The sequence below is a fragment of the Ruegeria sp. YTSA168 genome (assembly GCF_059610045.1).
In genome coordinates this window covers 17,341-43,634 of the sequence record NZ_JBXWMW010000018.1, presented here as the reverse complement: position 1 = coordinate 43,634, position 26,294 = coordinate 17,341, and the positions used below count along the sequence as shown (strand labels likewise).

Below are 26,294 nucleotides of genomic sequence, written 5' to 3'. Positions count from 1 at the left end.
CGAAGGTCTTCCTATCCGCAATCGCACTCGCAGCTACCGTCCTGTTCTGGCTGTAATTTAATGAGTCTGGAGCCTAGTCCGGGGGAAGTCTTGGTTTGGTTCGAGTATTCCGCAAACTGGTAAAGATTTATTTAGTGCCTCACGTCAAAAGAATAGTACTTCCTAGCGCTTTATTCCATCACTGCTCAAGAAGGTTTGCAAACCCATCTTGAACGGCCCTGCGAATAGCGGCCGTGTCCTCGCACGCGCCGGTAGCAACAGCACCGCTACGAGCGAGCTGATAGATATTCTCGGGCTTACAATAGGACCGTACACCCTGACGGTAAGCAGCGAAATACGCTTCCCTATCAGGCGTTTTTGATCGGCGTGCACAAAGCTGTTCGTAGACGCGGAAATAGCTCGGCTCTATTCCTATTTTTCCGTCGGACATCCCGACCTCGAACCAATCTATCTTACCAATACAAGATTCAGGCGAGAACCAATTCGAAAAAAATCCATCGAACCTATCACTCGCTGATGCCGGACCACTGGCACAGAGAACCAACACCATAGAGCCAACATACAACTTTGACTTCATCCATTGTTTGCTCAAAAAACCAATCTGCTCACCGTTCATCATAAGCTTGACCATCGCTCTCGTCCCTTTTTTGAAGAGGTTGGCGCACATAAGGCGCGATGTTTTCAGGAGAATAAGAAACGGCGCTTAACAAAATCCTAAGGTGGAAATTCAGAAAGGAAATTCGAGAGATAGAACTCCTATTGTTTGACTTTCGACCTGTGAAGCGAATTCTTTGCTAAGATAGGTAAGCCCGACAAATGTTGAGACCTTGCCTATCGCCACTTGAACTCCTGCCCGCGCCCGAATGCGCGAGTTGGTCATTTCGACATCTGACCAATCCGGGAAGAAATCGCTGTGTGTGATGTACGTGTAGTCGATCCCCAAAAGAAACGACATGTCGTCCATCCTCGACGCCCGCTCAGGAGAAGATGGCTGCAAGAAACCGGAAACTGGGTCACGAACGTAGCGTTGGGCGTTAGCATAACCGTCAACAAGAAGGTCGACACCAATTCGCCCGAAGGTTTCGTATCCGGCCTGAACTCCTACAAACGGCCTAACAGAAAAGCTGTCAGATATTTTGTAAGGTCTTGCGAGTTCGGCTGCGATCATACCTGTGACGCTATCGCCCACATGTTCATGGGGCATATCTTCAGGTAGGTAACCGGCAATCCCTGTTAGTTCATGAAAGCCCTGCTGAAAATCGGCGATGTTCGTTTGATCTCCAGTAAGGAGCACTTCGAGGCCCGCGTTGTATTGCAGTGCGCCATAACTATCATTGGCGAATATCCCAAACCCCAACAATCCCACGTAGGGTCGGTCGCTATTATTTGGCTGGTCTCTCGCGCCCCAGGGGGAAATGATCTCTGCTCTCGCCCGAATGTCGTGTGGGATTCCGTTTGTCTTTTCACCTTCGAAACCTTGGAAAAGTGTGTAACTAGCGGACCTCCATCGGTCGTGACCATCTCCAATGAAATCGTTTGTAAAGAAACTGGACTTTACTGGATCTGCTGAAGCGCTGGTAAAGAGCAAAATTGCAACGAATGCAAAAGATACAGCTTTCATTAAAAACACTCCAGAACTGTTGAAAATCGGAAAGTCTTCCGAATCTCTAGCCAGGAGGAATTAACGTGGACCTAACATTCATGACTTTCCGAGCGGTGCCGTCTAATTACGTCGCTTCCAGAAAGTTCGGTATGTTAAGCCACTGTTATGATTCTATCGTTCAATCTGGGGTTGTGGGAAGAATTAGGATTGAGAATTGTTTTGCACGACGACGACCCCTTTTGCATTTCAGGATGTAGCTTTGGTGCTTGGAAAACCCCTTGATCAGGTCCAAAATTCCTGGCTTGTCCTTCGCCCGTTTTTTGGAACGCGATTAACTTTTGCGTTTGGCAGAGTTACTCCAGCACCCAACTTATTCGATGTTGTTGCAATGGGTGTTCTAATTGAGCTGGTCGCCACGCCGTATGACTTAAGGCAGTTGATCGCGAGTTCGGTATGGGTTGCAGAAGAAATTGCGATTTCTCTGGACTCAGACGAATCTCTACAATTTCTAGGAGAAGAGCAAAGACTTAGTATCATCGGGCAGTTGATTGAAGAGTTTTCTTCCACACCGCCGACTGACCACTTCCAACTTCTTTCGCAGAGATGGTCTGGTGTCCTTGCGGTCGTCACCAAAATATTGGAGAGGCTTCACGATTTCTTTGCTCAAAGTCATTGTCGCATGCAGATTTGCTGCCAGAACCCGCCTCACTTTCTGGGCGAAGTAGCATAGATTAGGGGACGGCTACTCAAGCAGCACGTCCTTAAACTCAAATTGTGCCATTGCACAAAAAGACACGGCTCAAACGGAGCTCAAATCTAGTTCGAGAAACTCACCTCACGGGTGAGTTCTGTGTTTTCATCTATCAATCGCTGAACGAAAGCCCTGTCGTCATCCGTTAGTGAGGCTTCTTCCAAAAATATCTCAAAAGCAGTTCTCAAGCCGCATAGTGTGTTTTTTGAACCTTCCTCTTCCGCGCATTTCTTCAATTCGAAGATTGCGTCTACGAACCAGTGATTATTGCTCATCATGCCTCTCATTTATTGTTTAGAACACAATCGAGCGAGACTAGTTAACGCATAGTTAAACCTGTTTTGGTTTCTGCAGTTTTCGGGCCAATCGTATTCATTTTTAGGTGTGTGTGATCCGCAACATACGCGTTGATGACCTGTCGTATGGCCTCGGCAGTCAGAAACATGTGTTCGGCTTCAAGCCTTAGCTCAATTTCAGCAGCGCGTTCCAAGAACTCTCTGTCCATTCGATTGCTCCCATCCACATAGTTTCGCCCAAATTGAAACGATTCTCTTAAGGAATGGTAAATTGTTCCAATTCCTAGCACTGCTGTATGCGAAAACGAGCTTCGAGGCACAAAATGTGCCAATACTTTTAAACCCTTAAGACTAGTACAGAGCTTTGTTTCCAATTCGCACGCAATGAGATGAGCAGCGATGATGCGTCTTCTGTGGTTTCATCGAGCACTTCCGAGGCGTAAAGACTGTGGATTATCGCTTCTGCGACTCGTCGTGCTTTGCTTTGAGCAATTCAACCAACTCTCCTGCAGCCTTACTTCGGTTCTTAGTGGGCCAGGACCAAGATGGTTCTCCTTTGTTTTGAAGTGATCCTCGCAGTAACTGGAGACGCGCGTCGTCGCGCGGGGTTTGCAGTGGCGCGAACCTCCGACCTACTTCGGTCTCAATTGAATCACTGCACAGATGACCGTAGGTTCTGCTGACGGTGTCAGTATTGCTGTGACCCAGCTGTTTGGCGACTACCGTGAGGGGAGTACCTGCTTGTACCAACTGACTTGCATAGGTGTGCCTGAGGCCATGAAACACAAACTGTTCTGGCAGTCTCGCGCGACGTACCGCAACCTTGAACAAGTACTTGTGACATCCAGTCCAGGGTTTGCCAGACTCCATTCGAAATACCAGATCCTCATCGTCCAAGCCGTCAACCTGGTCCAAAAAAAATGACATACCCTCATCTGGCAGGATCACATAGCGTCCGCGATAACTCTTCAAAGGCGCAACGTATATACCAAAAACATGACCGCCAACGTCCCGAGCCTTCAGGATTGCAAGTTCCGATACCCGACAACCAGTGTACAATGCCGCTTGCACTAATAGTGCAAGGTCAGGACGGCAGGACGCAATCAAACGCTTGGCTTGCGCCCTCGTCAAAAACAACTGTCGCGGCGTGTCTGCATGAGGCACGCGTCGCAGCTTTCGCCAAGCACGCTCGTTCTCAATATCGCCGTTCTCCCAAGCCATCTCAATTCCTGCTCGCAGCAGCCCGATTACCGTGTTGAGCGTCTTCTTTCGTTTTCTGAGCTGCTCGTGATCCAAAGACTCAATGCTAGTTTTTCTGACTTTGGCACCTTTTCCCCTTTTAGGCGTTGTCTCAAGGATATCGAGACAGAATTGAGTGAAAGCGGGTTGGCTAAGCTCCTCTACAGGCAAATCACCTAACCTCGGGATAATGTGATGGTTGATTATGGAGAGAGTTGTTTCAAAATAGGTTTTTGCGGCAGCGATACGTTTCCATTCAACAAATCCTCGCATTGCATCACCCACTGTGAATTTGTTGTTTGATTTCTTATAGATAAGCTCCGTGTTCACTCCAATTGGGTATGGGTTCGAAGCAATGTTGCGTATGTCAGCTTGATTGAACCATTCGTTTGCAAAAACCAATGCCTGTGCATAGTCTATGCCGTCTTCGTGGAATGAAGAAACTTTGCCGATTTTTATTTGGCTGTACCTTCCGTCTTTACGGCGAATTCGTGCCAACCAATTGCAACTTCCTGACGGCAATTTCGCCAAACCGATGTGACGGCAGTACTCCAAGATATTCCAATATGGGCTGGCACGAACTGGTAAGCTCTTGACGTTCTCCAAGCACGACAAAGACGGCGCGTGTTTTGCTTTGGTCATTGTACAGCTCCTCAACAAATGTCACTGGAGCATAGAGCGGCGGTTATATACCTTGAGCTATGAAAGTGGTCGGCTCTCAAAAACGTAGCTAAGTCGACCTTTCCCAGATCAGCCTCTCCTTAGAGATCCAAAGATGATCCGGCTTTCGAATAACTTTGGCGTCTTGAATACCGGCAATTGCTAACGCCTCATTTGCCGTATGAGCGAGCGCCCAGCCATTGGCTGCCTCTCTGGCATCTGGTATTGGCTGCACTTCTATTTTCCAAACTTGTAGCATGGGCACTTATTGCCACCATCTTGGTTAATGAATGGTTCACAGGAGCCACTAAATTGAATCCTAAGACTGGAACCCGGACTCAGCCGGTCGGCACACCACATGAATAGGTCGATACCGAACGTTTGGATCGCGTCGCTCTCGGCTTCGTTGAAGGTTTTGATTTAGGCCTGGTGGGCAGAGCTGTATGCCCTTGAGAACTGGATTGTGAATGGTGTTCCAATCCCGACTAAGCGCGGCTCCAAACGGATAGAAGCACCTGTTGCGCCCGCGACGATCATTCATCACCATGCTGTTATGCAGCGCGTAATGATTATTGGACAACCTGGGGCTGGGAAGTCGACCCTCGCAAGGCGTTTAGGGGCTTTGACCTTTTTGCCAGTTGTCCACATGGACCACATCCACTGGAAATCTGGCTGGAATGAGAGAGACCGGGCGGAAAAGTCGAAGATGACGCTGGAAGTCATAAGAGACCCTCAGTGGATATTTGAAGGGGGTCATAGTGCTACATGGCCCGAGCGCTTAGACCGAGCAGACACCCTAGTCTGGCTTGATATTCCCTTGCGCTTGCGGGCGTGGCGCGTTTTGCGGCGCACCTTACTCTATTATGGTCGAACCCGTCCGGATCTTCCCGATGGATGCCCAGAAAAACTCAGCTTGGAGTTCTGGTCCTATATCTGGCGAACCCGCCACTCAGCACGCCAGAAAATGCAGGCGCTATATGAAGATTCACCATCTGATAAGGCCACTTACCACCTCACCTCAACACGAGAAGTAGGTGTATTCCTTGCTAACCTCAGCGAAGCGTTGGCGATTGGTAATTTGGGTATTCCACATCGCTGAGGATGCCCTGCTATTAAACCAAATCTACAACGGTTTTCGAAAGTAGACCACTCGGTCCGTTTCTTCGAAGCCCAACGCACGGTGAAACGCATGACTTGCCACATTCTCGAGGTCCGCGTCAGACGCTAATTCCGAGACCCCTCGTTCGACGGCCCACGATTGTACGGCCCTTAGCAACTGCCTGCCAATGCCGGACCCTTGGTCTTCGGGACACACAAATATACCCTCAAGGAAAGCAACAGGCGTGGTATTGCACCCATTCACATAATCATGTCGCAACGATGCCTCTGCGAATGCACGAACACCAAAGCCTTCGACGACGTCCAAGAATACAACGCATTCGCTAGGGGATTTGGCAAGCATCGCTTCAGCCTCGTTCCTATGCTGATCTAACGAGGTTTCTTTCCAGAGCTGGGCACGGAGTTCGACCCAAGCTGGGGTGTCCGAATGAGTAGCGATCCGAATTGGCATTCTTGATACGTAAGCCAGTTTCTCAAAAGTCCGCAACCATGGTCAGAACGGAAGTCGGACCAGTTATCGTCGACATGTGTCAACTCGACTCTCCCAACATCACAGTCTTCCAAGTCTGAATAACCCGCGCAGGCCGTCGGATCGGCAGTTTCCCGATATCCTCTGGCTTGGGCGACCAAACCCTCACATCGACATAGTCACGCCCGTGCTTGCTGCACGGAAACGGCGCATTGCGGACCGGCCAATCTGGACCAACGATTTCCACTAGGTCGGAGGCGAGATAGTTCATTCTCCGATGGCAGACATTACAGCGCAGCGTGACCACCTGATTGTCCCGTGCCGCGTCCTCCATCTTGCGAACTGGCTTGGCCGGATGTGGTCTGACGGGTGGAATCGAGGTAGGCATGGTGAGAACATTTAAAGAACATTTGTGGCTTGTCCAAACGGATTTTGCCGCTTAGCCTGACTTGCTATGTGCAATCTCTACTCAAATACGACCACCCAAGAGGCGATGCGCCAGCTGTTCGAAGTCGCGCCGGAGAACGACCGATTGGGCAATTCAGAGCCCCTATTCACATCGAAGAGTGCAAGTCATTGGGGATTGTTGTCTCGGAAGTAGAAGCAGACGAGGTCTTTCAAGACCTTCTGCTATCGGTACATCATTGTTACATGCACGCTCTTGCCAATACTGCAGCTTTCAAGATCATCGAAAACCACAAAGCCGTTGGATTTACGAAGACCCAAGCCTAGCACCTGAACTGCGCAGCACTCAGTGGGGGTAAGGTGGTTTCCAGGGTGGATAACAATCAAGCGATAACGGTTATCTGATAGATAATAACAAATTTTAATGAGAAATTTGGTGCCCAGGAGAGGACTCGAACCTCCACGTCCATACGGACACTAGCACCTGAAGCTAGCGCGTCTACCAATTCCGCCACCTGGGCAGGTGTCGTGAAGGGGCGTTTAAGCCCAGCGACGGGGGGCGTCAACCGGATTCGGGAAGATTCTTGAAAGTTTTTTGAACCCGCTGATCCGGGCCTTGGGTCCGGCAAAAGGCAATGGTGTTGCGTGGCGATTTAGCGCCTTGTTCCGAGGCTGTGTGGGCGTTAGGTCTATGGCGTACACTTCCAACAGGAGGCCTCTCATGTCCAAACTGGTCACGATCTATGGCGGGTCAGGTTTTGTCGGTCGCTACATCGCGCGGCGCATGGCGGGTGAGGGGTGGCGCGTCCGGGTTGCAGTACGGCGCCCGAACGAAGCGATGTTCGTCAAACCCTATGGTGTCGTTGGTCAGGTCGAGCCGGTCTTGTGCAACATTCGCGATGACGCGTCAGTGGCGCAGGCGATGCAGGGTGCGGATGCGGTTGTGAACTGCGTGGGCGTTCTGAACGAATTGGGCAAGAACGAATTCCCTGCGGTTCAGGCCGAAGGCGCAGAACGGATCGCACGCTTGGCTGCCGCGCAGGGTATTTCCCGGATGGTGCATCTTTCCTCGATTGGGGCAGATGCGGATGCCCAAAGCGAATACTCCCGCACCAAAGCGCAGGGCGAAGCTGGTGTGCTTCAGCATATGCCCGGTGCCGTGATTCTGCGGCCATCGATCATCTTTGGTACCGAAGATCAGTTCTTTAACCGCTTTGCCAGCATGGCGCGTATGGGTCCGTTCCTACCGCTGGTCGGCGCAGAGACGCGGTTCCAACCGGTCTACGTGGATGATGTGGCTCAGGCTGCGGTTAAGGGCGTTTTGGGGCAGGCAACGGCTGGTGTCTATGAGCTTGGCGGGCCCGAGGTGAAAACCTTCCGCGCTTTGATGCAGCAGATGCTTGGGGTGATCCACCGTCATCGGATCATTCTGGGTGTGCCCTTCTTTGTGGCGAAGATCATGGCCGGCGTACTGGACATTGTGAAATTTGTCAGCTTTCAGCTATTCCCCAACAATATCCTGACCCGCGACCAGCTCAAGAGCTTGCGTCACGACAATGTAGTCTCGGATAGGGCTATGTCCTTCAAGGAGTTAGGCATCGAGCCAACAACGCTCGCGTCAGTATTGCCTGAGTACCTTTGGAAATTCCGTCCCTCGGGTCAGTATGACGACATTCAGAATTCAGCCAACAATTTGCGGACCTGATCAGCTGTAGGCGATGGCCAGGAGGATGATGCCCAGAACAACGCGGTAGATTACGTAAGGCGTGAAACTGACACTGCGCAACAGGCGCATCATCAGGCTTAAGGCCAGCAGCGCCGAGACAAAGGCGAAGGCCGCAGCGATTGCTCCGTCTTTTGCAAGCTGTGCATCCGCCTGCTGGACAACATCTACCGACAGCAAAACCCCCGAGGCGATGATGGTCGGGATCGACATCAGCATAGCGATCCGAGCACCGTCCTCGCGAGTATACCCAAGCTGACGTGCGCCGGTGATTGTGATACCCGAACGCGAAGTGCCGGGGATCAGGGCGACGGCCTGCCACAGGCCCATGACTATTGCATCCCGCAGGCCCCAATCCTTTGCTGTTTTGGTTTGCGTTCCCTTCTGATCCATCCAGTAAAGTAGCAGACCAAATAAAAGCATGGTCCAGCCTATGACTGCGATAGAACGCAATGCCTCGGTCAGTCCCGTTAGATAGAGGATCAGCCCAGCAATCACAGTTGGGATCGTTGCGATGATAAGCCCAAGTGCCAGCCGCGATTGCGGAGTATCCGTACGACCCAACAGGGCACGTGGTAAGCCGAAGATGGCGTCTTTCACATCGCTCCAGAAATACAAAACGACCGCGCCCAGCGTGCCGACATGAACAGCGACATCGATAGTTTGGCCCTGATCCTGCATCCCTGTCAGGTTTGGAAGCAGGATCAGGTGACCGGATGAAGATATTGGCAGAAACTCTGTAAGTCCCTGAATGACCGCCACCAGAATCAAGTGAAAGAGACTCATTTAACCTGCCGCACCGCTACCGTTTTGTGTTCGCGATTCATGGGTATTCCGGCGTCCGGAAAAAGGAAAGCAGGTTGATAGGTCCGAACCGGAACTAAAATTGACGCGAAATGTCGCCAAAACATCTTCGTGTGAGCATTTTTTGTAAATTAGGTCAGTATATTTGACTTTTCATCTGAAATCACATCTCGTAAAGAATGCCCACCAAGCCAATTCATGGAGTCTGACCCGTGGCCAAGCAACCGATGCTGAAATTTGTGCAGATCGACCGTGCCATGCCCGAAAAGCGTGCCGCCGATGACCGCAAAGAAGACTTTTCCGAAATCTACGCGGAATACGCGGCGGAAAAAGCGGCAGAGCAAGCCAGCCGGTGCAGCCAGTGTGGCGTGCCCTATTGCCAATCCCATTGTCCGTTGCATAACAACATTCCGGATTGGCTAAACTTGACGGCAACCGGTCGTCTGGAAGAGGCCTATCACACCAGTCAGGCCACCAACACCTTCCCCGAGATCTGCGGCCGTATCTGTCCGCAAGATCGTCTTTGCGAAGGCAATTGCGTGATCGAACAGTCAGGCCATGGAACCGTGACAATCGGTGCCATTGAAAAATACATCACCGACACAGCTTGGGACAAAGGTTGGGTTCAGCCCGTTGTGCCAGGGACCGAACGCAGTGAAAGCGTCGGTATCATAGGGGGTGGCCCCGGTGGTTTGGCCGCTGCCGATATGCTGCGTCGCGCGGGTGTTCAGGTGACGGTCTATGACCGTTATGACCGCGCGGGCGGGTTGATGATGTACGGAATTCCGGGCTTTAAGTTGGAAAAAGATGTTGTGCAGCGCCGCAATGAGCTGTTGGCCGATGGCGGAGTCGAGTTTGTTCTGAACTGTGACGTTGATGCGGCCAGGTTTGATGAAATACGTGCCAAACATGACGCGGTCATCATCGCAACCGGCGTCTACAAATCGCGTGATCTGTCTATGCCCGGCAGCGGTCTGGGCGGGATCGAAAAGGCCATCGACTTCCTGACTGCCTCGAACCGCAAAAGCTATGGTGACGCGGTCGAAGAGTTTGACAATGGCCGCTTGAATGCCGCAGGCAAGAAGGTTGTTGTGATCGGTGGTGGAGACACCGCGATGGATTGCGTACGCACCTCGATCCGACAGGGCGCAACCTCGGTTAAGTGTCTCTATCGCCGCGACCGTGCAAACATGCCCGGTTCGCAGCGCGAGACGCAGAATGCCGAGGAAGAAGGCGTTGTTTTCGAATGGCTTAGCGCGCCAAAGGGCTTTACCGGCGATGACAAGGTCACCGGAGTGATGGTGCAGAAAATGCGCCTGGGCCAACCCGATGCGTCTGGTCGTCAAGCACCTGAGATTATCGAAGGCGCAGATTATGTCGAGGACGCCGACCTGGTGATCAAGGCGCTGGGTTTTGAGCCTGAAGACCTGCCCACCCTGTTTGGCCAGCCCGACCTGCCCGTGACCCGCTGGGGGACCGTCAAGGCGGCGTTCCAGACTGGTGAGACCGAAATGGACGGCGTCTATGCGATCGGAGACATTGTGCGGGGTGCCTCTTTGGTCGTTTGGGCCATCCGCGATGGGCGCGACTGTGCAGATGCGATTATCGAGCGTTTCAATGCCGAGGCCGCGATTGCAGCCGAGTAACCAACACCCAGCGACAGGAGGGTTTGATGTCTGAATTGCAAGGCCAATGTATGTGCGGTGCGGTCACGGTCAGCGCCACCCCGGCAAAGGATTCGCTTGGCGCGTGCCATTGCGACCAATGTCGCCGCTGGACCAGTTCGATGCTGGTGACATTTCCGGCTGAACCCGGATATGCCGCTTTGGGACCGGTCAAGACATTCACATCGTCCGATTGGGCCGAACGGGCGTTTTGTGCCGAGTGCGGCTCGGCGCTCTGGTACCGGATCACTCTGCCGGGCGAGATGCACGGACACACTCAGATGGCGGCGGGCCTGTTCCCAGACACAGGTAATGCGCTGCAACTGGAGCTTTATATCGACAAAAAGCCCGACGGGTATGCGTTCGCAGGTGAACGCCGGCAGATGACCAAAGCAGAGGTCGAAGCCATGTATGCCTTGCCGGAAGAAGGAGACAGCCAGTGACCAAATATGATGCCGATTGGGTCCAAGCCGAAGAAGCCAAACGTCAGTGGATGGCGGAAAACGGTCTTTATTCCGAAGCCGAGGAACATTCGTCCTGCGGTGTGGGTCTAGTTGTGTCCGTCGACGGTAAGCCATCACGCAAGGTGGTGGATGCCGGGATCAATGCGCTCAAGGCGATCTGGCACCGCGGCGCTGTCGATGCGGATGGCAAGACCGGCGATGGGGCAGGCATCCATGTGCAAATCCCGGTGCCTTTCTTCTATGACCAGATCCGTCGCACAGGGCACGAACCCAATCTGGATGAGTTGATTGCCGTTGGACAGGTCTTTCTGCCGCGCACCGACTTTGGTGCGCAGGAACAATGCCGGACAATCGTGGAAACCGAAGTTCTGCGGATGGGCTATTACATTTATGGCTGGCGCCATGTGCCGGTCGATGTGACCTGCCTGGGTGAAAAGGCCAACGCGACCCGGCCCGAGATCGAACAGATCCTGATTTCGAACTCCAAGGGCGTTGATGAAGAGACGTTCGAGCGCGAGCTCTATGTTATCCGTCGCCGCATCGAAAAGGCTGCTGCTGCGGCAGGTATCTCTGGCCTGTATCTGGCGTCGCTGTCCTGCAGGTCGATTATCTACAAGGGTATGATGCTGGCTGAACAGGTAGCGGTGTTCTACCCCGATCTGATGGACGAACGCTTTGAATCCGCGTTTGCGATCTATCACCAGCGCTATTCGACCAACACTTTCCCACAATGGTGGCTGGCGCAGCCATTCCGCATGCTGGCTCATAATGGTGAGATCAACACGCTGAAGGGCAACGTCAACTGGATGAAAAGCCATGAAATCCGCATGGCCAGCGGAACCTTTGGTGACTATGCCGAGGATATTAAACCGATCATCGCAGGCGGATCGTCAGATTCGGCCGCATTAGACTCGGTATTTGAGGTTCTGGTGCGCGCCGGCCGCTCTGCCCCCATGGCGAAAACCATGCTGGTGCCAGAAAGTTGGTCCAAGCAGGCGGTTGAGCTGCCACAGGCGTGGCGCGACATGTATTCCTACTGCAATTCGGTGATGGAGCCATGGGACGGACCTGCCGCTCTGGCCATGACGGATGGTCGCTGGGTTTGTGCCGGTCTGGACCGGAACGGCCTGCGCCCGATGCGCTATGTGGTTACCGGTGATGGCTTGGTCATCGCGGGGTCCGAGGCCGGGATGGTGCCGATTGATGAGGCCAGCGTGACGGAAAAAGGCGCGCTGGGACCGGGTCAAATGCTGGCTGTCGACATGAAGAAAGGCAAGCTGTTCCGCGACAAGCAGATCAAAGACAAACTGGCGCGTGCGTTGCCCTTTGGTGAATGGGTCGGCAAGATCAATGATGTTGATGAATCGCTTGCCGGAGCGACCGAGACGCCGATCTTTTCGGGCGAAGAACTGCGCAAGCGCCAGATCGCAGCGGGCTATTCTGTCGAAGAGTTGGAGCAAATCCTGGCCCCGATGGCCGAGGATGGCAAAGAATCTTTGGCCTCAATGGGGGATGACACGCCATCAGCGGTTTTGTCCAAGCAATACCGCCCGCTGAGTCATTTCTTCCGCCAGAACTTCAGCCAGGTGACGAACCCGCCCATCGACAGTTTGCGCGAATACCGCGTGATGTCGCTAAAAACACGGTTCGGGAACCTGAAGAACGTGTTGGACGAAGACAGCAGCCAGACTGAGATCATCGTGCTTGAAAGCCCCTTTGTCGGTAACGCGCAGTGGGACAATCTGGTTGAAAACTTCAACTCTCCGCTCGCCGAAATCGACTGTAGCTTTGAACCGGGGCGTGGTGCTTTGAATGCCGCATTGGCCCGTGTTAGAGCCGAAGCGGAAGAGGCAGTGCGTTCGGGCGCGGGGCATCTGGTCTTGACTGATCTGAACTCGGATCATGGTCGTGTGGCGATGCCGATGATCCTGGCCACAAGCGCGGTGCATTCGCATCTGACTCGCCAGGGGTTGCGCACTTTCTGTTCCCTGAATGTACGCTCGGCGGAATGCGTCGATCCGCATTATTTCGCAGTTCTGATCGGTTGCGGTGCAACCGTCGTGAACGCCTATCTGGCCGAAGATTCGCTGGCCGACCGCATTGATCGCGGGCTGCTGGACGGCTCTCTGACCGAGAACGTGGCTCGTTACCGCGAAGCCATTGACCAAGGTCTGCTCAAGATCATGGCCAAGATGGGCATTTCGGTGATTTCCTCGTATCGCGGCGGTCTGAACTTTGAAGCCGTGGGTCTCAGCCGCGCTATGGTGGCCGAGTATTTCCCAGGCATGACAAGCCGCATCTCTGGCATCGGTGTGACCGGTATTCAGGCCAAGGCCGAGGAAATCCACGCCAAGGGCTGGGCCCGCGGTCTGGATGTACTGCCCATTGGTGGGTTCTACAAAGCGCGGAAATCGGGTGAGACCCATGCGTGGGAAGCAACCTCGATGCATATGATGCAGATGGCCTGTAATCGCGCATCCTACGAGCTGTGGAAGCAGTATTCGGCCAAGATGCAATCGAACCCGCCGATCCATCTGCGCGATCTGATGGATTTCAAACCACTAGGCAAGCCGGTGCCGATTGAAGAGGTCGAGTCGATCACCTCAATCCGCAAGCGGTTCGTCACGCCGGGCATGTCGCTGGGCGCGCTGTCGCCCGAGGCGCATAAGACGTTGAACGTGGCGATGAACCGGATCGGGGCGAAATCCGACAGTGGCGAGGGTGGAGAGGACCCGGCACATTTCGTGCCCGAGCCGAATGGCGACAACCCGTCTGCCAAGATCAAACAGGTGGCCTCGGGCCGATTTGGTGTCACCGCCGAGTACCTGAACCAGTGTGAAGAGCTTGAAATCAAGGTCGCTCAGGGTGCGAAACCCGGTGAGGGTGGTCAGCTGCCGGGCATGAAGGTCACCGACCTGATCGCGCGTTTGCGGCACTCGACCAAAGGCGTGACGCTCATTTCACCGCCGCCGCACCACGACATCTACTCGATCGAGGACCTGGCGCAGCTAATCTATGATCTGAAACAGATCAATCCGCGCTGTAAGGTGACGGTGAAACTAGTGGCGTCCTCGGGTGTTGGCACGATTGCTGCCGGTGTGGCCAAGGCGAAAGCGGATATCATCCTGATTTCGGGCCACAATGGTGGCACCGGCGCCTCGCCCGCAACGTCGATCAAATATGCCGGTCTTCCGTGGGAGATGGGCCTGACCGAGGCGCATCAGGTTCTTGCGATGAACAACCTGCGTGACCGGGTGACTCTGCGCACCGATGGCGGCCTGCGGACCGGTCGTGACATCGTCATGGCTGCGATGATGGGGGCCGAGGAATATGGCATCGGCACCGCAGCGCTTATTGCGATGGGCTGTATCATGGTGCGTCAATGCCAGTCGAATACCTGCCCAGTTGGTGTGTGTACACAGGACGAATCCTTGCGCGCCAAGTTCACCGGCAACGCGGACAAAGTCGTCAACCTGATTACCTTCTACGCACAGGAAGTACGCGAGTTGTTGGCAAGCCTCGGCGCGCGTTCGATTGATGAGATCATCGGCCGGGCTGATTTGCTAGCGCAGGTCAGCCGGGGTTCGGCCCATCTGGATGATCTGGATCTGAATCCGCTGCTGATCACTGTCGATGGCGCGCATGATATCGTCTACAACCGCGATCGGGATCGCAACGCGGTCTCGGATACGCTGGATGCTGAAATTGTCCGTGATGCTGCACGGTTCCTGAAAGACGGTGAGAAGATGCAGCTATCCTATGCGGTGCAGAACACGCACCGAACCGTGGGAACGCGGGTGTCCAGCCATATCGTTCAGAATTTCGGTATGCGGAACACGTTCCAGGACGACCACCTGCATGTGAAACTTCAAGGCTCTGCCGGTCAGTCGCTGGGGGCCTTTGCGGCGCCGGGTCTGAAACTGGAGGTATCTGGGGATGCCAACGACTATGTTGGCAAAGGTCTGTCGGGCGGTATGATCGTCGTGCGTCCGCCACAGGTCAGCCCGTTGAAGGCAGATGACAACACAATCATTGGCAACACCGTTCTATACGGCGCCACCGATGGCCATCTGTTCGCGGCTGGCCGCGCGGGTGAGCGGTTTGCCGTACGAAACTCGGGTGCCAAAGTGGTGATTGAGGGCTGCGGCTCGAACGGGTGCGAATACATGACGGGCGGTGTCGCCGTCATTCTGGGTGATATCGGCGCCAACTTTGGCGCAGGCATGACCGGAGGCATGGCCTATCTGTATGATCCCGACGGCAAAGCCGAACTGCTTATGAACATGGAAACGCTGGTGAGCTGCCCGGTGACGGTTGACCACTGGGAAGATCAGCTGAAATCGCTGATCGAACGTCACGCCAGGGAAACCTCAAGCCGCAAGGCTGCGGATATCCTGCAACATTGGGATGTGGAAAAGGCTCATTTTCTTCAGGTCTGCCCCAAAGAGATGTTGAACAAGCTTAGTCATCCGCTGAGTATCGAAGCGACCGCAGTTCCGGCCGAATAGTTTTTTGATCTATGACGGGTAAGGTCCCCGCATGTGCGTTGCCCATGTGGGGACCTTGTCAATCAGCGCCTTTTGCCACAATTTTGCCACATTTGCATAAACCAAATATAAATTTTGCCATAGTTTGATCCGGAATTTCTGGCATACTGCGCATTATACACCTGAGCACTCCGGAGGCATCGAATGCCAACGACCTATCTTGATCAGTTTTATTCATTCGACCCTGCGAATCCGCCTCCGGGCGGTACGGCGGTTGTTGTGGACAAGTTCAATCTGATCGATGTGGATGACGACGGCGAAATCGACGCGCCTAGCGGGGATACCGTCAATGGTCTGGACGTCACAGATTCGTGGCCGGGTGATACCGTAACGATCAATGTGACGGGTGTTGGCAACGTCACCTATACCGGTACGACCTTTTATCTGTCTGATGGATCCCGGGTCTTTACGCCGACCGATGGTCAGGTGCTGCAACCTGGTACGTTTGTCTCGTCGACATTTGTAAACACGCAAGGGCCATTGAATGTCGGTACCTTGGGCCCGCCCTGTTTCACGCCCGGAACCATGATCGCAACGCCGGAAGGCGAATGCCCGGTGGAAAGCCTGAAGGTCGGTGATCTTGTGATGACCGTGGATCATGGCCCGCAGCCTTTGATCTGGGTTGGTGAAACAAAGGTCGATGCGCAGGGAAAGCTTGCGCCGATCCGGTTTGAGGCCGGTGTGTTGGGTTTGGAACGCCCTTTGCTGGTTTCTCCTCAGCACCGGATGCTGATTGATGATTGGCGGGCGGACTACATGTTTGGCTATAGCGAGGCGCTTGTTGCCGCGCATACTTTGGTCAATGGCGATACGGTGACACGTGTCGAAGGTGGCGAAGTTGTCTATTTCCATCTGCTGTTCAAGCAGCATGAAATTGTCATTGCCAATGGGGCCAAAAGCGAAAGCTATTACCCCGGCCATGCGCTGACGGCGTCGGAGCGTGACACCCAGGCCGAAATCCTGCGGCTGTTCCCCGAATTGAATGCGCGGGATGCAAAATTGCCTGATACGGCCCGGCCTGTGGTTCCACCCCGCGAGGCGCGCGCAATCGTGATATAGGCCGTTCCAAAGCGGCGGCGCGCGTCGTATAGCTGTGGTATGGCAAAGAAAGCAGTCCGCAAATCAAGCGGCAAGAAAAGCAAGGCACGCAAAAAGACAACGCCATTGGGTGAGAGACTGCGCCGCTGGGTAACGCGCGCGGTTCTGGGTGTTGTGTGTTTCTTTTTGGCGATTGTGCTGCTCTATTCCGTGGTGAACCCACCAATCACTCATACGATCTGGTCCGAATGGCGGCGGTTGGGCAAGGTCGAACGGGATTGGGTACCCATCGAGGAGATCAATCCAATCATGGCGCGTTCGGTCGTTGCGGCAGAGGATGCGAATTTCTGCCTGCATTGGGGGTTTGATGTCGCGGCGATCCGTGATGCGTTGGAGGGTGGCGGCAACCGTGGTGCCTCGACCATTACGCAGCAGGTGGTAAAGAATGTGTTCCTGTGGCAGGGCCGCAGCTGGGTGCGCAAGGCGATGGAAACCTCGCTTACGCCGGTGGTCGAGATTTTCTGGAGCAAACAGCGCATACTCGAAGTCTATCTGAACGTCGCCGAAACCGGCACAGGTGTGTTTGGGGTTGAGGCTGCGGCGCAGCGCAATTTCGGTGTCAGCGCGGCGAACATGACGTCGACACAGGCAGCGCGGATCGCGGCGATCCTGCCGTCACCGCGCAAACGCTCGGTCACGGATCCGTCAGTTTTCACCCGCAGACGCGCGGCGGCGATCCTTGAAGGGGCGGCCACCATCCGCGCAGATGGTCGCGCGGATTGTTTCGAGGATTGAAACTTATCGCCTCTCGGGGCTAAAGCTGAGATGTACTCACTGGTTCGATTGGAAGTCCATGGCGCGTCTGTTTCACGTTCCCCTGTCCCCCTACTGTCGCAAGGTGCGGCTGTCGCTGGCAGAAAAGAAAATCGAGGTCGAACTGGTTGAAGAGAAATACTGGGAGCAGGACCCGGATTTCCTGCGCCGCAACCCGGCGGGCAAAGTGCCCGTGTTACGGCTGGACGGACAGATCATGTCAGAAAGCGCGGCGATCTGTGAATATATCGAAGAAACACGACCCGAACCATCGCTGATGCCAAAAACGCCTGAGGCACGGTTTGAAGTGCGCCGTTTGGTGGCGTGGTTTGATGACAAGTTTCACCATGAGGTGACCTCGAAACTTCTGTATGAGAGGGTCAACAAGAAGATGACCGGACAGGGCTATCCGGACAGCAAAAACGTCAAAGAAGGCGCGCGGGCAATCAAGTATCATCTGGACTATATGGCATGGTTGCTGGATCATCGCCGCTGGTTGGCCGGGGATCAGATGACGCTGGCCGATTTCGCGGCGGCGGCGCATTTATCGGCGCTGGATTATATTTCGGACGTGGATTGGAATCGCAGTGCGGCGGTGAAGGACTGGTATGCCAAGATCAAGTCGCGCCCTGCGTTCCGGTCGATTCTGGCGGATCAGGTGCCGGGGTTTCGGCCTCCGCCCCATTACGCCGATCTGGATTTCTGATAGGGTGGCTGTCTGCCTCCACCGCGCCTGGGGTGCGATACCCCCCGAAGGTGTTTTTTGGCCAGATGAAGAATGAATCGGTTCTAAAAAGCAAGCTGGTCGCGCAGGCGTTGGCCGAGGGGTTCGTATCCTGTCGGGTGTGTCGGCCGTGGGATGTGCCCCATGTGCCTGAGCGGTTAGAGGCGTTTCTTGAGGCAGGCTATCACGGGCAGATGGGTTGGATGGCGGAACGGACCCATTGGCGGGGTGATCCGGCGGCTTTGTGGCCCGAGGCGCGTTCGGTGATCATGTTGGCCGAGAGTTACACGCCTGAACATGACCCAACCGAGGTCTTGGCGCATCCCGAGCACGGGGCGATTTCCGTTTATGCGCAGAACAAGGACTATCATGACCTGGTCAAAAAGCGCCTGAAGCGATTGGCGCGGTGGTTGATTGCCGAATCCGGCGGCGAAGTGAAGGTGTTCGTCGATACGGCTCCGGTGCCCGAGAAAGCCTTGGGGTATGCGGCGGGGTTGGGTTGGCAAGGCAAACACACCAATCTGGTCAGTCGGGATTGGGGTAATTGGGCCTTTATAGGGTCTGTTTTTACCACGTTGGAGCTGCCGTCGGATGCGGCAGAAGTCGATCACTGTGGATCATGTCGTGCATGTTTGGACAGCTGTCCGACAGATGCGTTCCCGGCCCCGTACAAATTGGATGCGCGGCGTTGCATTTCCTACCTGACCATCGAGCATAAAGGTCCCGTCGACGAGGAATTGCGTGGAAAGCTGGGCAATCGGATTTACGGCTGTGATGATTGTCTGGCGGCTTGCCCGTGGAACAAGTTTGCAGTTGCCGCCAGTGACATCCGATATGCAGCCCGCGATGATCTGAAGGCGCCTGCGCTGGCGGAATTGGCGGGTCTGGATGATGCTGCCTTCCGGGCGAAGTTCTCTGGCTCTCCGATCAAGCGGATCGGGCGGGATCGGTTTGTGCGCAATGTGCTGTACGCTATTGGAAACTCCGGGAAGCAGGCTTTGCGCCCGGTTGCTGAAGCGTTGACCGAGGATCCCGATCCAACGGTGGCTGATGCGGCGCGCTGGGCGGTGCAACGATTGGCCTGAATGCCGCAAACAGGCTGGACGTGTCGGTCCAAACCGCTACACCCATCCAAAGCGAACGAATGGAGGACCCGATGGCGCTGGCTTTGGGGGTGGATACAGGCGGAACCTATACTGATGCGGTGTTGATCCGAGATGAGGTCGAAGTGATCGCCTCGGCCAAATCGCTGACCACGCGGGCTGATCTGGCGATTGGTGTGGGTCAGGCGATTTCGGCTGTGTTGGATCAGGCGCGAGTCACCCCCGATCAGGTCTCCATGGCGTCTCTTTCGACGACCTTGGCGACGAATGCGCTGGTCGAGGGACAAGGTGGCCGTGTCGCTCTGATCTATATCGGATTCAAGGAAAGTGATCTTGAGAAGCATGGGTTAAGGGACGCGTTGAAAGACGACCCAGCGCTGGTTGTGGCCGGTGGACATAGTCATGCAGGTGGCGAGGTTCAGCCGTTGGATATCGAGGCTTTGGAGGGTTTTTTAGACTCTCACAAAGGCGTTTCGGGCTTTGCGGTTGCCGCTCAGTTTGCGACACGCAATCCGGCGCATGAATTGGAAGCAGCGCGGATCATTGCAGAAAGGACCGGTGCGCCGGTCACGTGTTCCCATCATCTGTCGGCCAAGCTAAACGGGCCCAAACGCGCTGTGACGGCGGTGTTGAACGCGCGTCTGATCGGGATGATCGACCGGTTGATCGGGCGGGCACAGGATCAGTTGCTGGCGTTGGGCATTACCGCCCCGATGATGGTGGTGCGCGGTGACGGCGCGTTGATGAGCGCTGAACAGGCACGTGAGAGGCCAATCGAGACGATCCTCAGCGGTCCTGCTGCGTCGATTGTCGGGGCGCGCTGGTTGACGGGGGTCGAGAATGCTTTGGTCTCCGATATTGGCGGGACGACGACCGATGTTGCGTTGATCCGCGATGGGAAACCCGCGATTGATCCGGCGGGGGCGCAGGTTGGCGGGTTTCGCACTATGGTTGAAGCCGTGGCCATGCGGACCCACGGTCTGGGGGGCGACAGCCAGGTTCATGTGGTGACCGAAGGGCTGGGTGGCGGCGTCTTTCTGGGGCCGCGCCGGGTTTTGCCCGTCTCGCTGATCGCATCAGAAGCACCCGGGGTGGTTCATGCGGTGCTGGATGAGCAACTGCGCGCAACAACGATCGGAGAGCATGATACCCGGTTCGCCCGTCGTGTACCTGGGATTCACGCGGATGGCGTTGGCGCGCGGGAAGAGGTTTTGTTGGATCGGCTCGGCGATCAGGTTCTGCCGCTTAGCGATTTGTTGCGGACGCGGATGGAGAACGGGGCGCTCACCCGTTTGGTGGATCGCGGGATCGTGCAGGTCTCAGGCATTACACCATCGGATGCCAGCCATGTGCTGGGGCGGGTTGACGCCTGGGATGCAGATGCAGCGCGCAAAGCATTGGAACTGGTGGCGCGCAAGCGGGTTGGGTCGGGTGATATGCTGGCCAAATCGCCTGAGCAACTGGCGCAGATGATTATCGATCAGTTGACCGAACAAACCAATTTAACCTTGTTAGAGACTGCTTTTGCCGAAGAAGCTGATGATTTCGGCCTGCCCGCCAAAGACCTTGCCCGCCATGTTCTAACCCAGCGGGGCCTGGCACAACACCGGGGTTTACTGGCTTTGGATGCAGCGTTGAATGTGGATGTGGTCGGGCTGGGTGCGTCTGCCCCCAGCTACTATCCTGCCGTAGGAGAGCGATTGCACTGTCGGATGGTGCTGCCGGAACACGCAGGCGTTGCCAATGCCATCGGCGCGGTGGTCGGGCGGTTGACCTTGCGGCGGTCGGGCACCGTCACATCGCCCTCCGAAGGACGATACCGCGTTCATTTGGAAGATGGGCCGCAGGATTTTGGTGCATCAGATGAGGCGCTGGCGCTGTTGGAACAGGTCTTGCGCGCCGAAGCCGAAGGTGCGGTGCGGGAAGCCGGGGCCGATGACATTCGGGTGGTCGTCGACCGCGACATCCGAACGGCCCGTATCGAAGAACGGGATGTGTTTGTCGAGGCGATGCTGACTGTTGAGGTCAGCGGGCGGCCACGCGTGGCGACGGGATAGCCCCCCTCACGCTTCTGAGAGGGGTCTATACTTACTCTGCCGCGTCGCGTTTGGGCAAGACCCAATCGGGGCGCGGGAAGTGGCAGGTGTAACCGTTGGGAATGCGCTCCAGATAGTCTTGATGCTCGGGCTCTGCGTCCCAAAAATCACCCACGGGTTCAAGTTCGGTCACGACTTTGCCGGGCCACAGGCCGCTGGCATCCACATCGGCAATTGTGTCCAGCGCCACCTGTTTCTGTGCTTCGTCGACGTAGTAAATGGCCGAGCGATAGCTCATCCCGCGGTCATTGCCCTGACGGTTCAGGGTGGTCGGGTCGTGGATCTGGAAGAAGAACTCCAGTAGTTCCCGATAGGTGATGCCTGCCGGGTCAAACCAGATTTCGATCCCTTCGGCATGGGTGCCGTGGTTGCGATAGGTGGCGTTGGGGACATCGCCGCCAGTATATCCGACGCGGGTGCGCGATACACCGGGCAGTTTGCGGATCAGGTCCTGCATACCCCAAAAGCAGCCCCCGGCCAGAACAGCGCGTTCAATGGTCATCAGATTTCCTCCACATGATTCAGGTAATCGCCGTAGCCCTCGGCCTCCATCTCGTCGCGATGGATGAACCGCAGGGCGGCTGAGTTGATGCAATAGCGCAGCCCACCCTGATCACGCGGGCCATCAGTGAACACGTGCCCCAGATGGCTGTCACCGTGTTTCGAGCGGACCTCGGTTCGGATCATGCCATGGGAGGTGTCGCGAAACTCTTCCACATGTTCGTGGATGATGGGTTTGGTAAAACTGGGCCAACCACAGCCGGATTCATATTTGTGGGTCGAAGCAAACAGAGGTTCGCCCGAGACGACATCAACGTAAATGCCGGGTTCCTTGTTGCCCAGATGTTTTCCGGTTCCAGGGCGTTCGGTGCCATTGCGCTGAGTTACATGGAACTCTTCAGGGGAAAGAGCGGCGATGGCCTCGGGGTCTTTGGTATAGCGGGTCATGGCGTCTCCTTTTCTCGGCGTTTGCCCAATATTTGGGGTCTGAGCGCGGGAAAGCAAAGTCATATTTCAGAGGCCTCTCGCCTTCGTGCAAGTGATCTGTGGGCCCGTTTCGGACGTAGAAGTCTTAAAAGGAGGATGGTCAATGTTGAGACTACTGCTTTTGACGGCTTTGATATTGGTGGGACGCGTTGTTCAGGCGGCCCCGCTGGTGGGTGAGTTTGAGTCGATAGATGGCGGCACGCTGTCGATCGAAGACTGGCGCGGGCAACCTGTTCTCGTTGTAAACACGGCGTCGCAATGCGGGTTCACAGGGCAATACGCGGCGCTACAAGATGTGTATGAAACCTACGCGGACCGAGGCCTTGTGGTTCTCGCTGTTCCGTCGGATTCCTTCAATCAGGAACTGGACTCAGCGGAAGAGGTCAAACAATTCTGCGAAATGAATTATGGTTTGACCCTTCCTATGACGGCTATCACACCGGTCACAGGCCAAAACGCGCACCCGTTCTATCAGGCAGTCGCCAGCCAGACAGGCTTTGTGCCCAACTGGAATTTTAACAAGATCCTGATCGACTCCATGGGTGAGGTTGCGGCGACCTTCGGATCGAATGTCAGGCCCAATTCGCGCAAACTTCTGTCTCAGGTCGAAGCGCTGCTGCGCTGAGCGGGTTGCCGGGACATCTGCACGGCCAAGATGCCAAGGGTTGTGACGGCAACGCCCAACAGGTCCAATGGTCCAAGTTTCTCTCCGAGTATGATCGCTGCGACGGCCACGCCAAAGACCGGGTTCAGAAAGTGGAATGTGGCCGCACGGGTGGCGCCGATCCGGTCGAGCAGAAGGAACCAGATCAACGTCGCCAGAAGGCCGGGGAACAGGGTCGTGTAGATGAACGCCAGCGCCAGAGGGACGGTTGGGTTGATGTAGATGCTCTCGAACACAGGGGCGGCAACGAACAGAACCGCCGACCCCACCAGCATTTGAAGACCAACAACCATCATGAAGTTCCCACCCGAGGTCGCACCCCGCACCGCAAGCGTGGCAAAGGTCAGTGCCAGGGCACCAATGCCGCACAGCATCACGCCGAATAAATCAATCCCGGCGGTGATGCGGCTGCTCATGATCAGGGCGACCCCGGCGAATCCGGCCAGAAGGCCGAGTACCCCCAGAGGCCGGAGTTTATCCTCAAGGAACAACCAAGCGGCCAGTGCTACCAGCAGGGGCATGGTCGAAGCGATGATGGCCGCAACAGAAGCTTCGATCGTTTGCATGGCATAGAAGTTCAGACCCAAATACAGGGCATTCTGGCATATACCGAACAGAATAGTCGCCCGCCACTGCGCCCGCGTCAGCGCCCAGCTTTGCCCCATGGCGCGTGCGATGGCGACGCCGATCAGACCAGAAATCAGAAACCGCAGGGCAAGGGAGAACAGAGGTGACGCATCGGCCACAATGATCCGTGCCGAGGTGAAGGCCGATGACCAGATAAAGGCAAATGCCAGCCCCATGGCAATGGCGCGAATGTCCATGGTGATCCCTTGTTAATCTGCCGGGACTGTTTCTGAATTTTAGCAGGTAAGCAAGCTGTCGGTTTTTTGGATCGGTTAGCGTGCTTCGATAAGATGAATGTGGCGTTCTGAGAGTTGGTGACCTTGTTGTCAGCTTTGCGGGACGAAGTGTGAATTCGCTGCGGTTGCGCGAATGTCGGCTACGGTGCTTTTTACCGTCGAAAGATGGCAACTGCGTCAGCAACGAGAGCCGTGTTTGATGCCGCAGTGGACTGATCTTCAAGCAAGCATCCGTCCTCAAGGCCAACGCGGGTAGACCATCGCCTTGCGCGTGCTTCTCGCACAAAATGCCAGACGGTTGCATCAAAGCCGTGCAGTAGAACTGGACGTCGAACGCCTTCCGCCTCCAGAATCGCTTGAATACCTTCCAGCGTGATTTGTGCCTTGCTGAGGTCCTGTTCCTCGATTTCGAACAACACGCGAAAGACCCTGTTTCGTTGGGGCAGGGTAATAAAACGCTCGGCATCTTGAACAGTCGCTATCCCGGCTTCGATTCCAACTCCCTTTGTTTCGAGGAGCGAAAAGATCGCCGGCGCGTCTGCTTCCGATAGATTCACTGAAGCATAGTCCGGGATAATGGACCAGTCGTTGATGCGCTCTCTGGTCAAAGCGACGTCTTTTTCGATCCAAGCCCCCGTTGACACTCCAACCAAAGTACCAGGGCAAGCGCTTCGGATGTCGCGAACAAGCTCGTCAACGTGCGAGAGGCTTTCTTTTCCGTCTGCGTCGCGGGGGTGGATGTGTAACTCTCCTGCCCCAGCAGAAATACTCTCCGCAGCGGCGGTCACTATCGCTTCTTTCGTCAGAGGTAAGGCCGGATGGTAATGTTCGGGGCGTGCACCATTTAAGCAAGCTTGAATAATCATTGCAATTCGATCACCTTTCGTTCTACAGATGCCCGCTAAGCGGGCTGGAGAGCAGACTTTCGTCGCTTAATTGCAAATGCCTTCTGTGTTGGAAGCGTCTGTCGAGCGAGCCAAAGCCTAGGCACAGCCTTCTAGCCAAACATCACTTTGAGTTTCCGGTCTGCAATCGCCAGAGGCGAGTCTAGTAATCCGAGCAGCGCGCTCGTCCAGTTCTACGTCATCTTCAAGAAGATGGAACTGGCCTGGAGCGATGAGCACGGCCAATAGACGATAATACTCTTGGTTGGTGAGCTCAAAGGGGGCTCGGCCGTAGATACTTTCGCTTGCCTCGAAGAAACCTGTCATCCACCCGTCAGGACCGCGTCCCATCTCAACGGTATCAAGCCAGAGTGCGAGTATCTGGTCTTTTGTGAGTTGGCGTTCGAGACCCATCGCAAAGCCTGTCTGGCGTATCTTGCCAATTCCCGGGCGAAACTCGTCGAAACCTAGCCTCTTGGCCAAGGATTGAGGGATTGTAGTTAGACCAGCTCCCGCCGTGGAGAGATCAACGCCAGCATGGGCAAGGAAACCAGGATCTTGCACCAAGATAAGTTGCTTGAGCTGTTCGATGCCCAGATCATCCGGCCCCCGACCGTCAGCGATCAAAGCATCGGCACGTGCTGCGTGCGCATCTGCCTGACGAACAGCATCCCAGTATCCAAGAGCGCCGTAGCCGAACAATCCTGCCAGAACGAGGAACAGCACGCTCAATGCAATCTTGCAGATCCGTCGCATGTCTTCACACCACCCTCGATTAAACTAGTCCTTAACTGACTACTGAAGTCGCGGAAAAATCGAAAGGTCGAAACTGAATTCAACTGCCCTTCGTGCTTTGCGCAGCATCGGTGGTCTGAGCTTCCAGCAGACACCGAAAAGAAAACTGATGCATTCATCCAGATGCAACCTCTTCACGTCCCCAAAAGAAAAAGGGCCCCCAAAACGGCGGCCCTCAATCTGTTCGCTATGAAGGCTAAGATCAGCCGTTCACGCTGTCCTTCAGAGCCTTCGCAATGGTCATTTTGACCACCTTGTCGGCCTCTTTCTTGAACTGCTCGCCAGTGGCGGGGTTGCGCACCATGCGCTCGGGGCGCTCGCGGCAGTAGATTTTGCCGACGCCGGGCAGGGTCACTGCACCGCCCGCCGAAACTTCGCGGGTGATCAGGCCGGTGATGGCCTCCAGTGCGGTGTTCGCAGATTTCTTGTCAGTCCCCATTTCCTCAGCGAGAGCAGCAACCAGCTGAGTCTTTGTCATAGGCTTTGCCATTTCTTGGTCTCCTTAACGTGCCCGATAAATTGGGCCTCACCGCGTAACTGTAACGGGATATTGTGGGTGAACACAACGAATAGTAGCGCCAAA

The 26,294-nt window shown here is 55.2% G+C and carries 24 protein-coding genes and 1 tRNA gene; 12 read left to right on the top strand and 13 right to left on the bottom strand.

The annotated features are described in order from the left end of the window. Positions 1-178: 178 nt before the first annotated feature. Together AC2FFE_RS19540 and AC2FFE_RS19535 are read right to left on the bottom strand one after the other, a co-directional pair. Positions 179-631 (bottom strand): DUF2799 domain-containing protein, encoded by a 453-nt coding sequence (locus tag AC2FFE_RS19540; protein WP_496820875.1) that lies wholly within the window; start codon positions 629-631, stop codon positions 179-181. A gap of 96 nt (positions 632-727) precedes the next feature. After that, positions 728-1,621 carry a hypothetical protein gene (locus tag AC2FFE_RS19535; RefSeq protein ID WP_496820873.1) on the bottom strand — a complete coding sequence of 298 codons (894 nt, stop codon included), beginning with the start codon at positions 1,619-1,621 and terminating at the stop codon, positions 728-730. A gap of 196 nt (positions 1,622-1,817) precedes the next feature. On the opposite strand from AC2FFE_RS19535, the gene AC2FFE_RS19530 reads away from it, so the two are divergent. After that, entirely contained in the window at positions 1,818-2,333 is a 516-nt protein-coding gene (locus AC2FFE_RS19530) for a hypothetical protein (protein ID WP_496834457.1), read from the top strand. 340 nt (positions 2,334-2,673) lie between these two features. Here the strand turns inward: AC2FFE_RS19530 and AC2FFE_RS19525 are convergent, their stop codons facing one another. Then, positions 2,674-2,859, bottom strand: a complete 186-nt coding sequence (locus tag AC2FFE_RS19525) for a hypothetical protein (protein ID WP_496847464.1) — start codon at positions 2,857-2,859, stop codon at positions 2,674-2,676. 244 nt (positions 2,860-3,103) lie between these two features. Beyond that, the gene (locus tag AC2FFE_RS19520) at positions 3,104-4,531 is read right to left on the bottom strand and encodes a tyrosine-type recombinase/integrase (RefSeq protein ID WP_496847463.1); all 1,428 of its coding nucleotides are present in this window, start codon (positions 4,529-4,531) and stop codon (positions 3,104-3,106) included. 724 nt (positions 4,532-5,255) lie between these two features. On the opposite strand from AC2FFE_RS19520, the gene AC2FFE_RS19515 reads away from it, so the two are divergent. Next, positions 5,256-5,648, top strand: coding sequence for a P-loop NTPase family protein (locus tag AC2FFE_RS19515; protein WP_496820869.1), 393 nt, complete (start codon positions 5,256-5,258; stop codon positions 5,646-5,648). 24 nt (positions 5,649-5,672) lie between these two features. Here the strand turns inward: AC2FFE_RS19515 and aac(6') are convergent, their stop codons facing one another. Both aac(6') and AC2FFE_RS19505 read right to left on the bottom strand, forming a co-directional pair. Continuing rightward, on the bottom strand, positions 5,673-6,119 hold the full coding sequence (aac(6'), locus tag AC2FFE_RS19510) for an aminoglycoside 6'-N-acetyltransferase (protein WP_496820868.1): 447 nt from the start codon (positions 6,117-6,119) through the stop codon (positions 5,673-5,675). Positions 6,120-6,976: 857 nt separating this feature from the next. Next, positions 6,977-7,063 (bottom strand) — tRNA-Leu (locus AC2FFE_RS19505). Between the two features lie 200 nt (positions 7,064-7,263). On the opposite strand from AC2FFE_RS19505, the gene AC2FFE_RS19500 reads away from it, so the two are divergent. Continuing rightward, positions 7,264-8,247 carry a complex I NDUFA9 subunit family protein gene (locus tag AC2FFE_RS19500; RefSeq protein WP_496847462.1) on the top strand — a complete coding sequence of 328 codons (984 nt, stop codon included), beginning with the start codon at positions 7,264-7,266 and terminating at the stop codon, positions 8,245-8,247. On the opposite strand, the gene AC2FFE_RS19495 is transcribed toward AC2FFE_RS19500, so the two are convergent. After that, complete coding sequence (locus tag AC2FFE_RS19495; protein ID WP_496820863.1) at positions 8,248-9,051, bottom strand: undecaprenyl-diphosphate phosphatase; 804 nt, start codon at positions 9,049-9,051, stop codon at positions 8,248-8,250. 230 nt (positions 9,052-9,281) lie between these two features. On the opposite strand from AC2FFE_RS19495, the gene AC2FFE_RS19490 reads away from it, so the two are divergent. From AC2FFE_RS19490 to AC2FFE_RS19455, 8 genes are all read left to right on the top strand, one after another. Continuing rightward, a complete protein-coding gene (locus AC2FFE_RS19490) occupies positions 9,282-10,715 on the top strand; it encodes an NAD(P)-dependent oxidoreductase (protein WP_496847461.1) in 1,434 nt (477 codons plus the stop codon). Positions 10,716-10,741: 26 nt separating this feature from the next. Continuing rightward, on the top strand, positions 10,742-11,176 hold the full coding sequence (locus AC2FFE_RS19485; protein ID WP_496847460.1) for a GFA family protein: 435 nt from the start codon (positions 10,742-10,744) through the stop codon (positions 11,174-11,176). After that, positions 11,173-15,705, top strand: a complete 4,533-nt coding sequence (gene gltB / locus AC2FFE_RS19480) for a glutamate synthase large subunit (protein WP_496847459.1) — start codon at positions 11,173-11,175, stop codon at positions 15,703-15,705. The genes AC2FFE_RS19485 and gltB overlap by 4 nt, the downstream gene beginning before the upstream one ends. A gap of 183 nt (positions 15,706-15,888) precedes the next feature. Further along, positions 15,889-16,803: a Hint domain-containing protein gene (locus AC2FFE_RS19475; protein ID WP_496820859.1), complete on the top strand. Its 915-nt coding sequence runs from the start codon at positions 15,889-15,891 to the stop codon at positions 16,801-16,803. A gap of 39 nt (positions 16,804-16,842) precedes the next feature. Beyond that, complete coding sequence (gene mtgA, locus AC2FFE_RS19470; protein WP_496820858.1) at positions 16,843-17,577, top strand: monofunctional biosynthetic peptidoglycan transglycosylase; 735 nt, start codon at positions 16,843-16,845, stop codon at positions 17,575-17,577. Between the two features lie 58 nt (positions 17,578-17,635). After that, the gene (fzlA, locus tag AC2FFE_RS19465; protein ID WP_480826121.1) at positions 17,636-18,301 is read left to right on the top strand and encodes an FtsZ-binding protein FzlA; all 666 of its coding nucleotides are present in this window, start codon (positions 17,636-17,638) and stop codon (positions 18,299-18,301) included. Positions 18,302-18,366: 65 nt separating this feature from the next. Continuing rightward, positions 18,367-19,404, top strand: coding sequence for a tRNA epoxyqueuosine(34) reductase QueG (queG, locus tag AC2FFE_RS19460; protein ID WP_496820857.1), 1,038 nt, complete (start codon positions 18,367-18,369; stop codon positions 19,402-19,404). Positions 19,405-19,475: 71 nt separating this feature from the next. Beyond that, positions 19,476-21,479, top strand: coding sequence for a hydantoinase/oxoprolinase family protein (locus AC2FFE_RS19455; protein ID WP_496847458.1), 2,004 nt, complete (start codon positions 19,476-19,478; stop codon positions 21,477-21,479). A gap of 31 nt (positions 21,480-21,510) precedes the next feature. Here AC2FFE_RS19455 and msrA read toward each other — a convergent pair whose 3' ends face one another. Both msrA and msrB read right to left on the bottom strand, forming a co-directional pair. Beyond that, complete coding sequence (msrA, locus tag AC2FFE_RS19450) at positions 21,511-22,020, bottom strand: peptide-methionine (S)-S-oxide reductase MsrA (protein WP_496820856.1); 510 nt, start codon at positions 22,018-22,020, stop codon at positions 21,511-21,513. Then, positions 22,020-22,466: a peptide-methionine (R)-S-oxide reductase MsrB gene (gene msrB, locus AC2FFE_RS19445; protein ID WP_496847457.1), complete on the bottom strand. Its 447-nt coding sequence runs from the start codon at positions 22,464-22,466 to the stop codon at positions 22,020-22,022. Before msrB ends, msrA begins: the two co-directional genes overlap by 1 nt. A 142-nt stretch (positions 22,467-22,608) precedes the next feature. Here msrB and AC2FFE_RS19440 point away from each other — a divergent pair, with 142 nt between their 5' ends. After that, positions 22,609-23,130 carry a glutathione peroxidase gene (locus AC2FFE_RS19440; protein ID WP_496820854.1) on the top strand — a complete coding sequence of 174 codons (522 nt, stop codon included), beginning with the start codon at positions 22,609-22,611 and terminating at the stop codon, positions 23,128-23,130. On the opposite strand, the gene AC2FFE_RS19435 is transcribed toward AC2FFE_RS19440, so the two are convergent. The 4 genes from AC2FFE_RS19435 to AC2FFE_RS19420 all read right to left on the bottom strand — a co-directional run bounded on the left by AC2FFE_RS19435 (position 23,106) and on the right by AC2FFE_RS19420 (position 26,201). Beyond that, entirely contained in the window at positions 23,106-23,993 is an 888-nt protein-coding gene (locus tag AC2FFE_RS19435) for a DMT family transporter (protein ID WP_496820853.1), read from the bottom strand. The two genes, AC2FFE_RS19440 and AC2FFE_RS19435, sit on opposite strands and share 25 nt — an antisense overlap. Before the next feature lie 191 nt (positions 23,994-24,184). Then, positions 24,185-24,898, bottom strand: coding sequence for a 3-keto-5-aminohexanoate cleavage protein (locus AC2FFE_RS19430; protein ID WP_496820852.1), 714 nt, complete (start codon positions 24,896-24,898; stop codon positions 24,185-24,187). Between the two features lie 117 nt (positions 24,899-25,015). Further along, complete coding sequence (locus AC2FFE_RS19425; RefSeq protein WP_496820851.1) at positions 25,016-25,672, bottom strand: transglycosylase domain-containing protein; 657 nt, start codon at positions 25,670-25,672, stop codon at positions 25,016-25,018. 241 nt (positions 25,673-25,913) lie between these two features. Beyond that, complete coding sequence (locus AC2FFE_RS19420; protein ID WP_496820850.1) at positions 25,914-26,201, bottom strand: HU family DNA-binding protein; 288 nt, start codon at positions 26,199-26,201, stop codon at positions 25,914-25,916. Positions 26,202-26,294 lie beyond the last annotated feature (93 nt).

Excerpts from the sequence above, each read along its gene's own strand:
- AC2FFE_RS19540 (WP_496820875.1), bottom strand. The coding sequence starts at position 631 with ATGGTCAAGCTTATGATGAACGGTGAGCAGATTGGTTTTTTGAGCAAA.
- AC2FFE_RS19535 (WP_496820873.1), bottom strand. The coding sequence starts at position 1,621 with ATGAAAGCTGTATCTTTTGCATTCGTTGCAATTTTGCTCTTTACCAGC.
- AC2FFE_RS19525 (WP_496847464.1), bottom strand. The coding sequence starts at position 2,859 with ATGGACAGAGAGTTCTTGGAACGCGCTGCTGAAATTGAGCTAAGGCTT.
- AC2FFE_RS19520 (WP_496847463.1), bottom strand. The coding sequence starts at position 4,531 with ATGACCAAAGCAAAACACGCGCCGTCTTTGTCGTGCTTGGAGAACGTC.
- AC2FFE_RS19515 (WP_496820869.1), top strand. The coding sequence starts at position 5,256 with ATGACGCTGGAAGTCATAAGAGACCCTCAGTGGATATTTGAAGGGGGT.
- AC2FFE_RS19500 (WP_496847462.1), top strand. The coding sequence starts at position 7,264 with ATGTCCAAACTGGTCACGATCTATGGCGGGTCAGGTTTTGTCGGTCGC.
- AC2FFE_RS19495 (WP_496820863.1), bottom strand. The coding sequence starts at position 9,051 with ATGAGTCTCTTTCACTTGATTCTGGTGGCGGTCATTCAGGGACTTACA.
- AC2FFE_RS19485 (WP_496847460.1), top strand. The coding sequence starts at position 10,742 with ATGTCTGAATTGCAAGGCCAATGTATGTGCGGTGCGGTCACGGTCAGC.
- AC2FFE_RS19475 (WP_496820859.1), top strand. The coding sequence starts at position 15,889 with ATGCCAACGACCTATCTTGATCAGTTTTATTCATTCGACCCTGCGAAT.
- mtgA (WP_496820858.1), top strand. The coding sequence starts at position 16,843 with ATGGCAAAGAAAGCAGTCCGCAAATCAAGCGGCAAGAAAAGCAAGGCA.
- fzlA (WP_480826121.1), top strand. The coding sequence starts at position 17,636 with ATGGCGCGTCTGTTTCACGTTCCCCTGTCCCCCTACTGTCGCAAGGTG.
- queG (WP_496820857.1), top strand. The coding sequence starts at position 18,367 with ATGAAGAATGAATCGGTTCTAAAAAGCAAGCTGGTCGCGCAGGCGTTG.
- AC2FFE_RS19455 (WP_496847458.1), top strand. The coding sequence starts at position 19,476 with ATGGCGCTGGCTTTGGGGGTGGATACAGGCGGAACCTATACTGATGCG.
- msrA (WP_496820856.1), bottom strand. The coding sequence starts at position 22,020 with ATGACCATTGAACGCGCTGTTCTGGCCGGGGGCTGCTTTTGGGGTATG.
- msrB (WP_496847457.1), bottom strand. The coding sequence starts at position 22,466 with ATGACCCGCTATACCAAAGACCCCGAGGCCATCGCCGCTCTTTCCCCT.
- AC2FFE_RS19440 (WP_496820854.1), top strand. The coding sequence starts at position 22,609 with ATGTTGAGACTACTGCTTTTGACGGCTTTGATATTGGTGGGACGCGTT.
- AC2FFE_RS19435 (WP_496820853.1), bottom strand. The coding sequence starts at position 23,993 with ATGGACATTCGCGCCATTGCCATGGGGCTGGCATTTGCCTTTATCTGG.
- AC2FFE_RS19430 (WP_496820852.1), bottom strand. The coding sequence starts at position 24,898 with ATGATTATTCAAGCTTGCTTAAATGGTGCACGCCCCGAACATTACCAT.
- AC2FFE_RS19425 (WP_496820851.1), bottom strand. The coding sequence starts at position 25,672 with ATGCGACGGATCTGCAAGATTGCATTGAGCGTGCTGTTCCTCGTTCTG.
- AC2FFE_RS19420 (WP_496820850.1), bottom strand. The coding sequence starts at position 26,201 with ATGGCAAAGCCTATGACAAAGACTCAGCTGGTTGCTGCTCTCGCTGAG.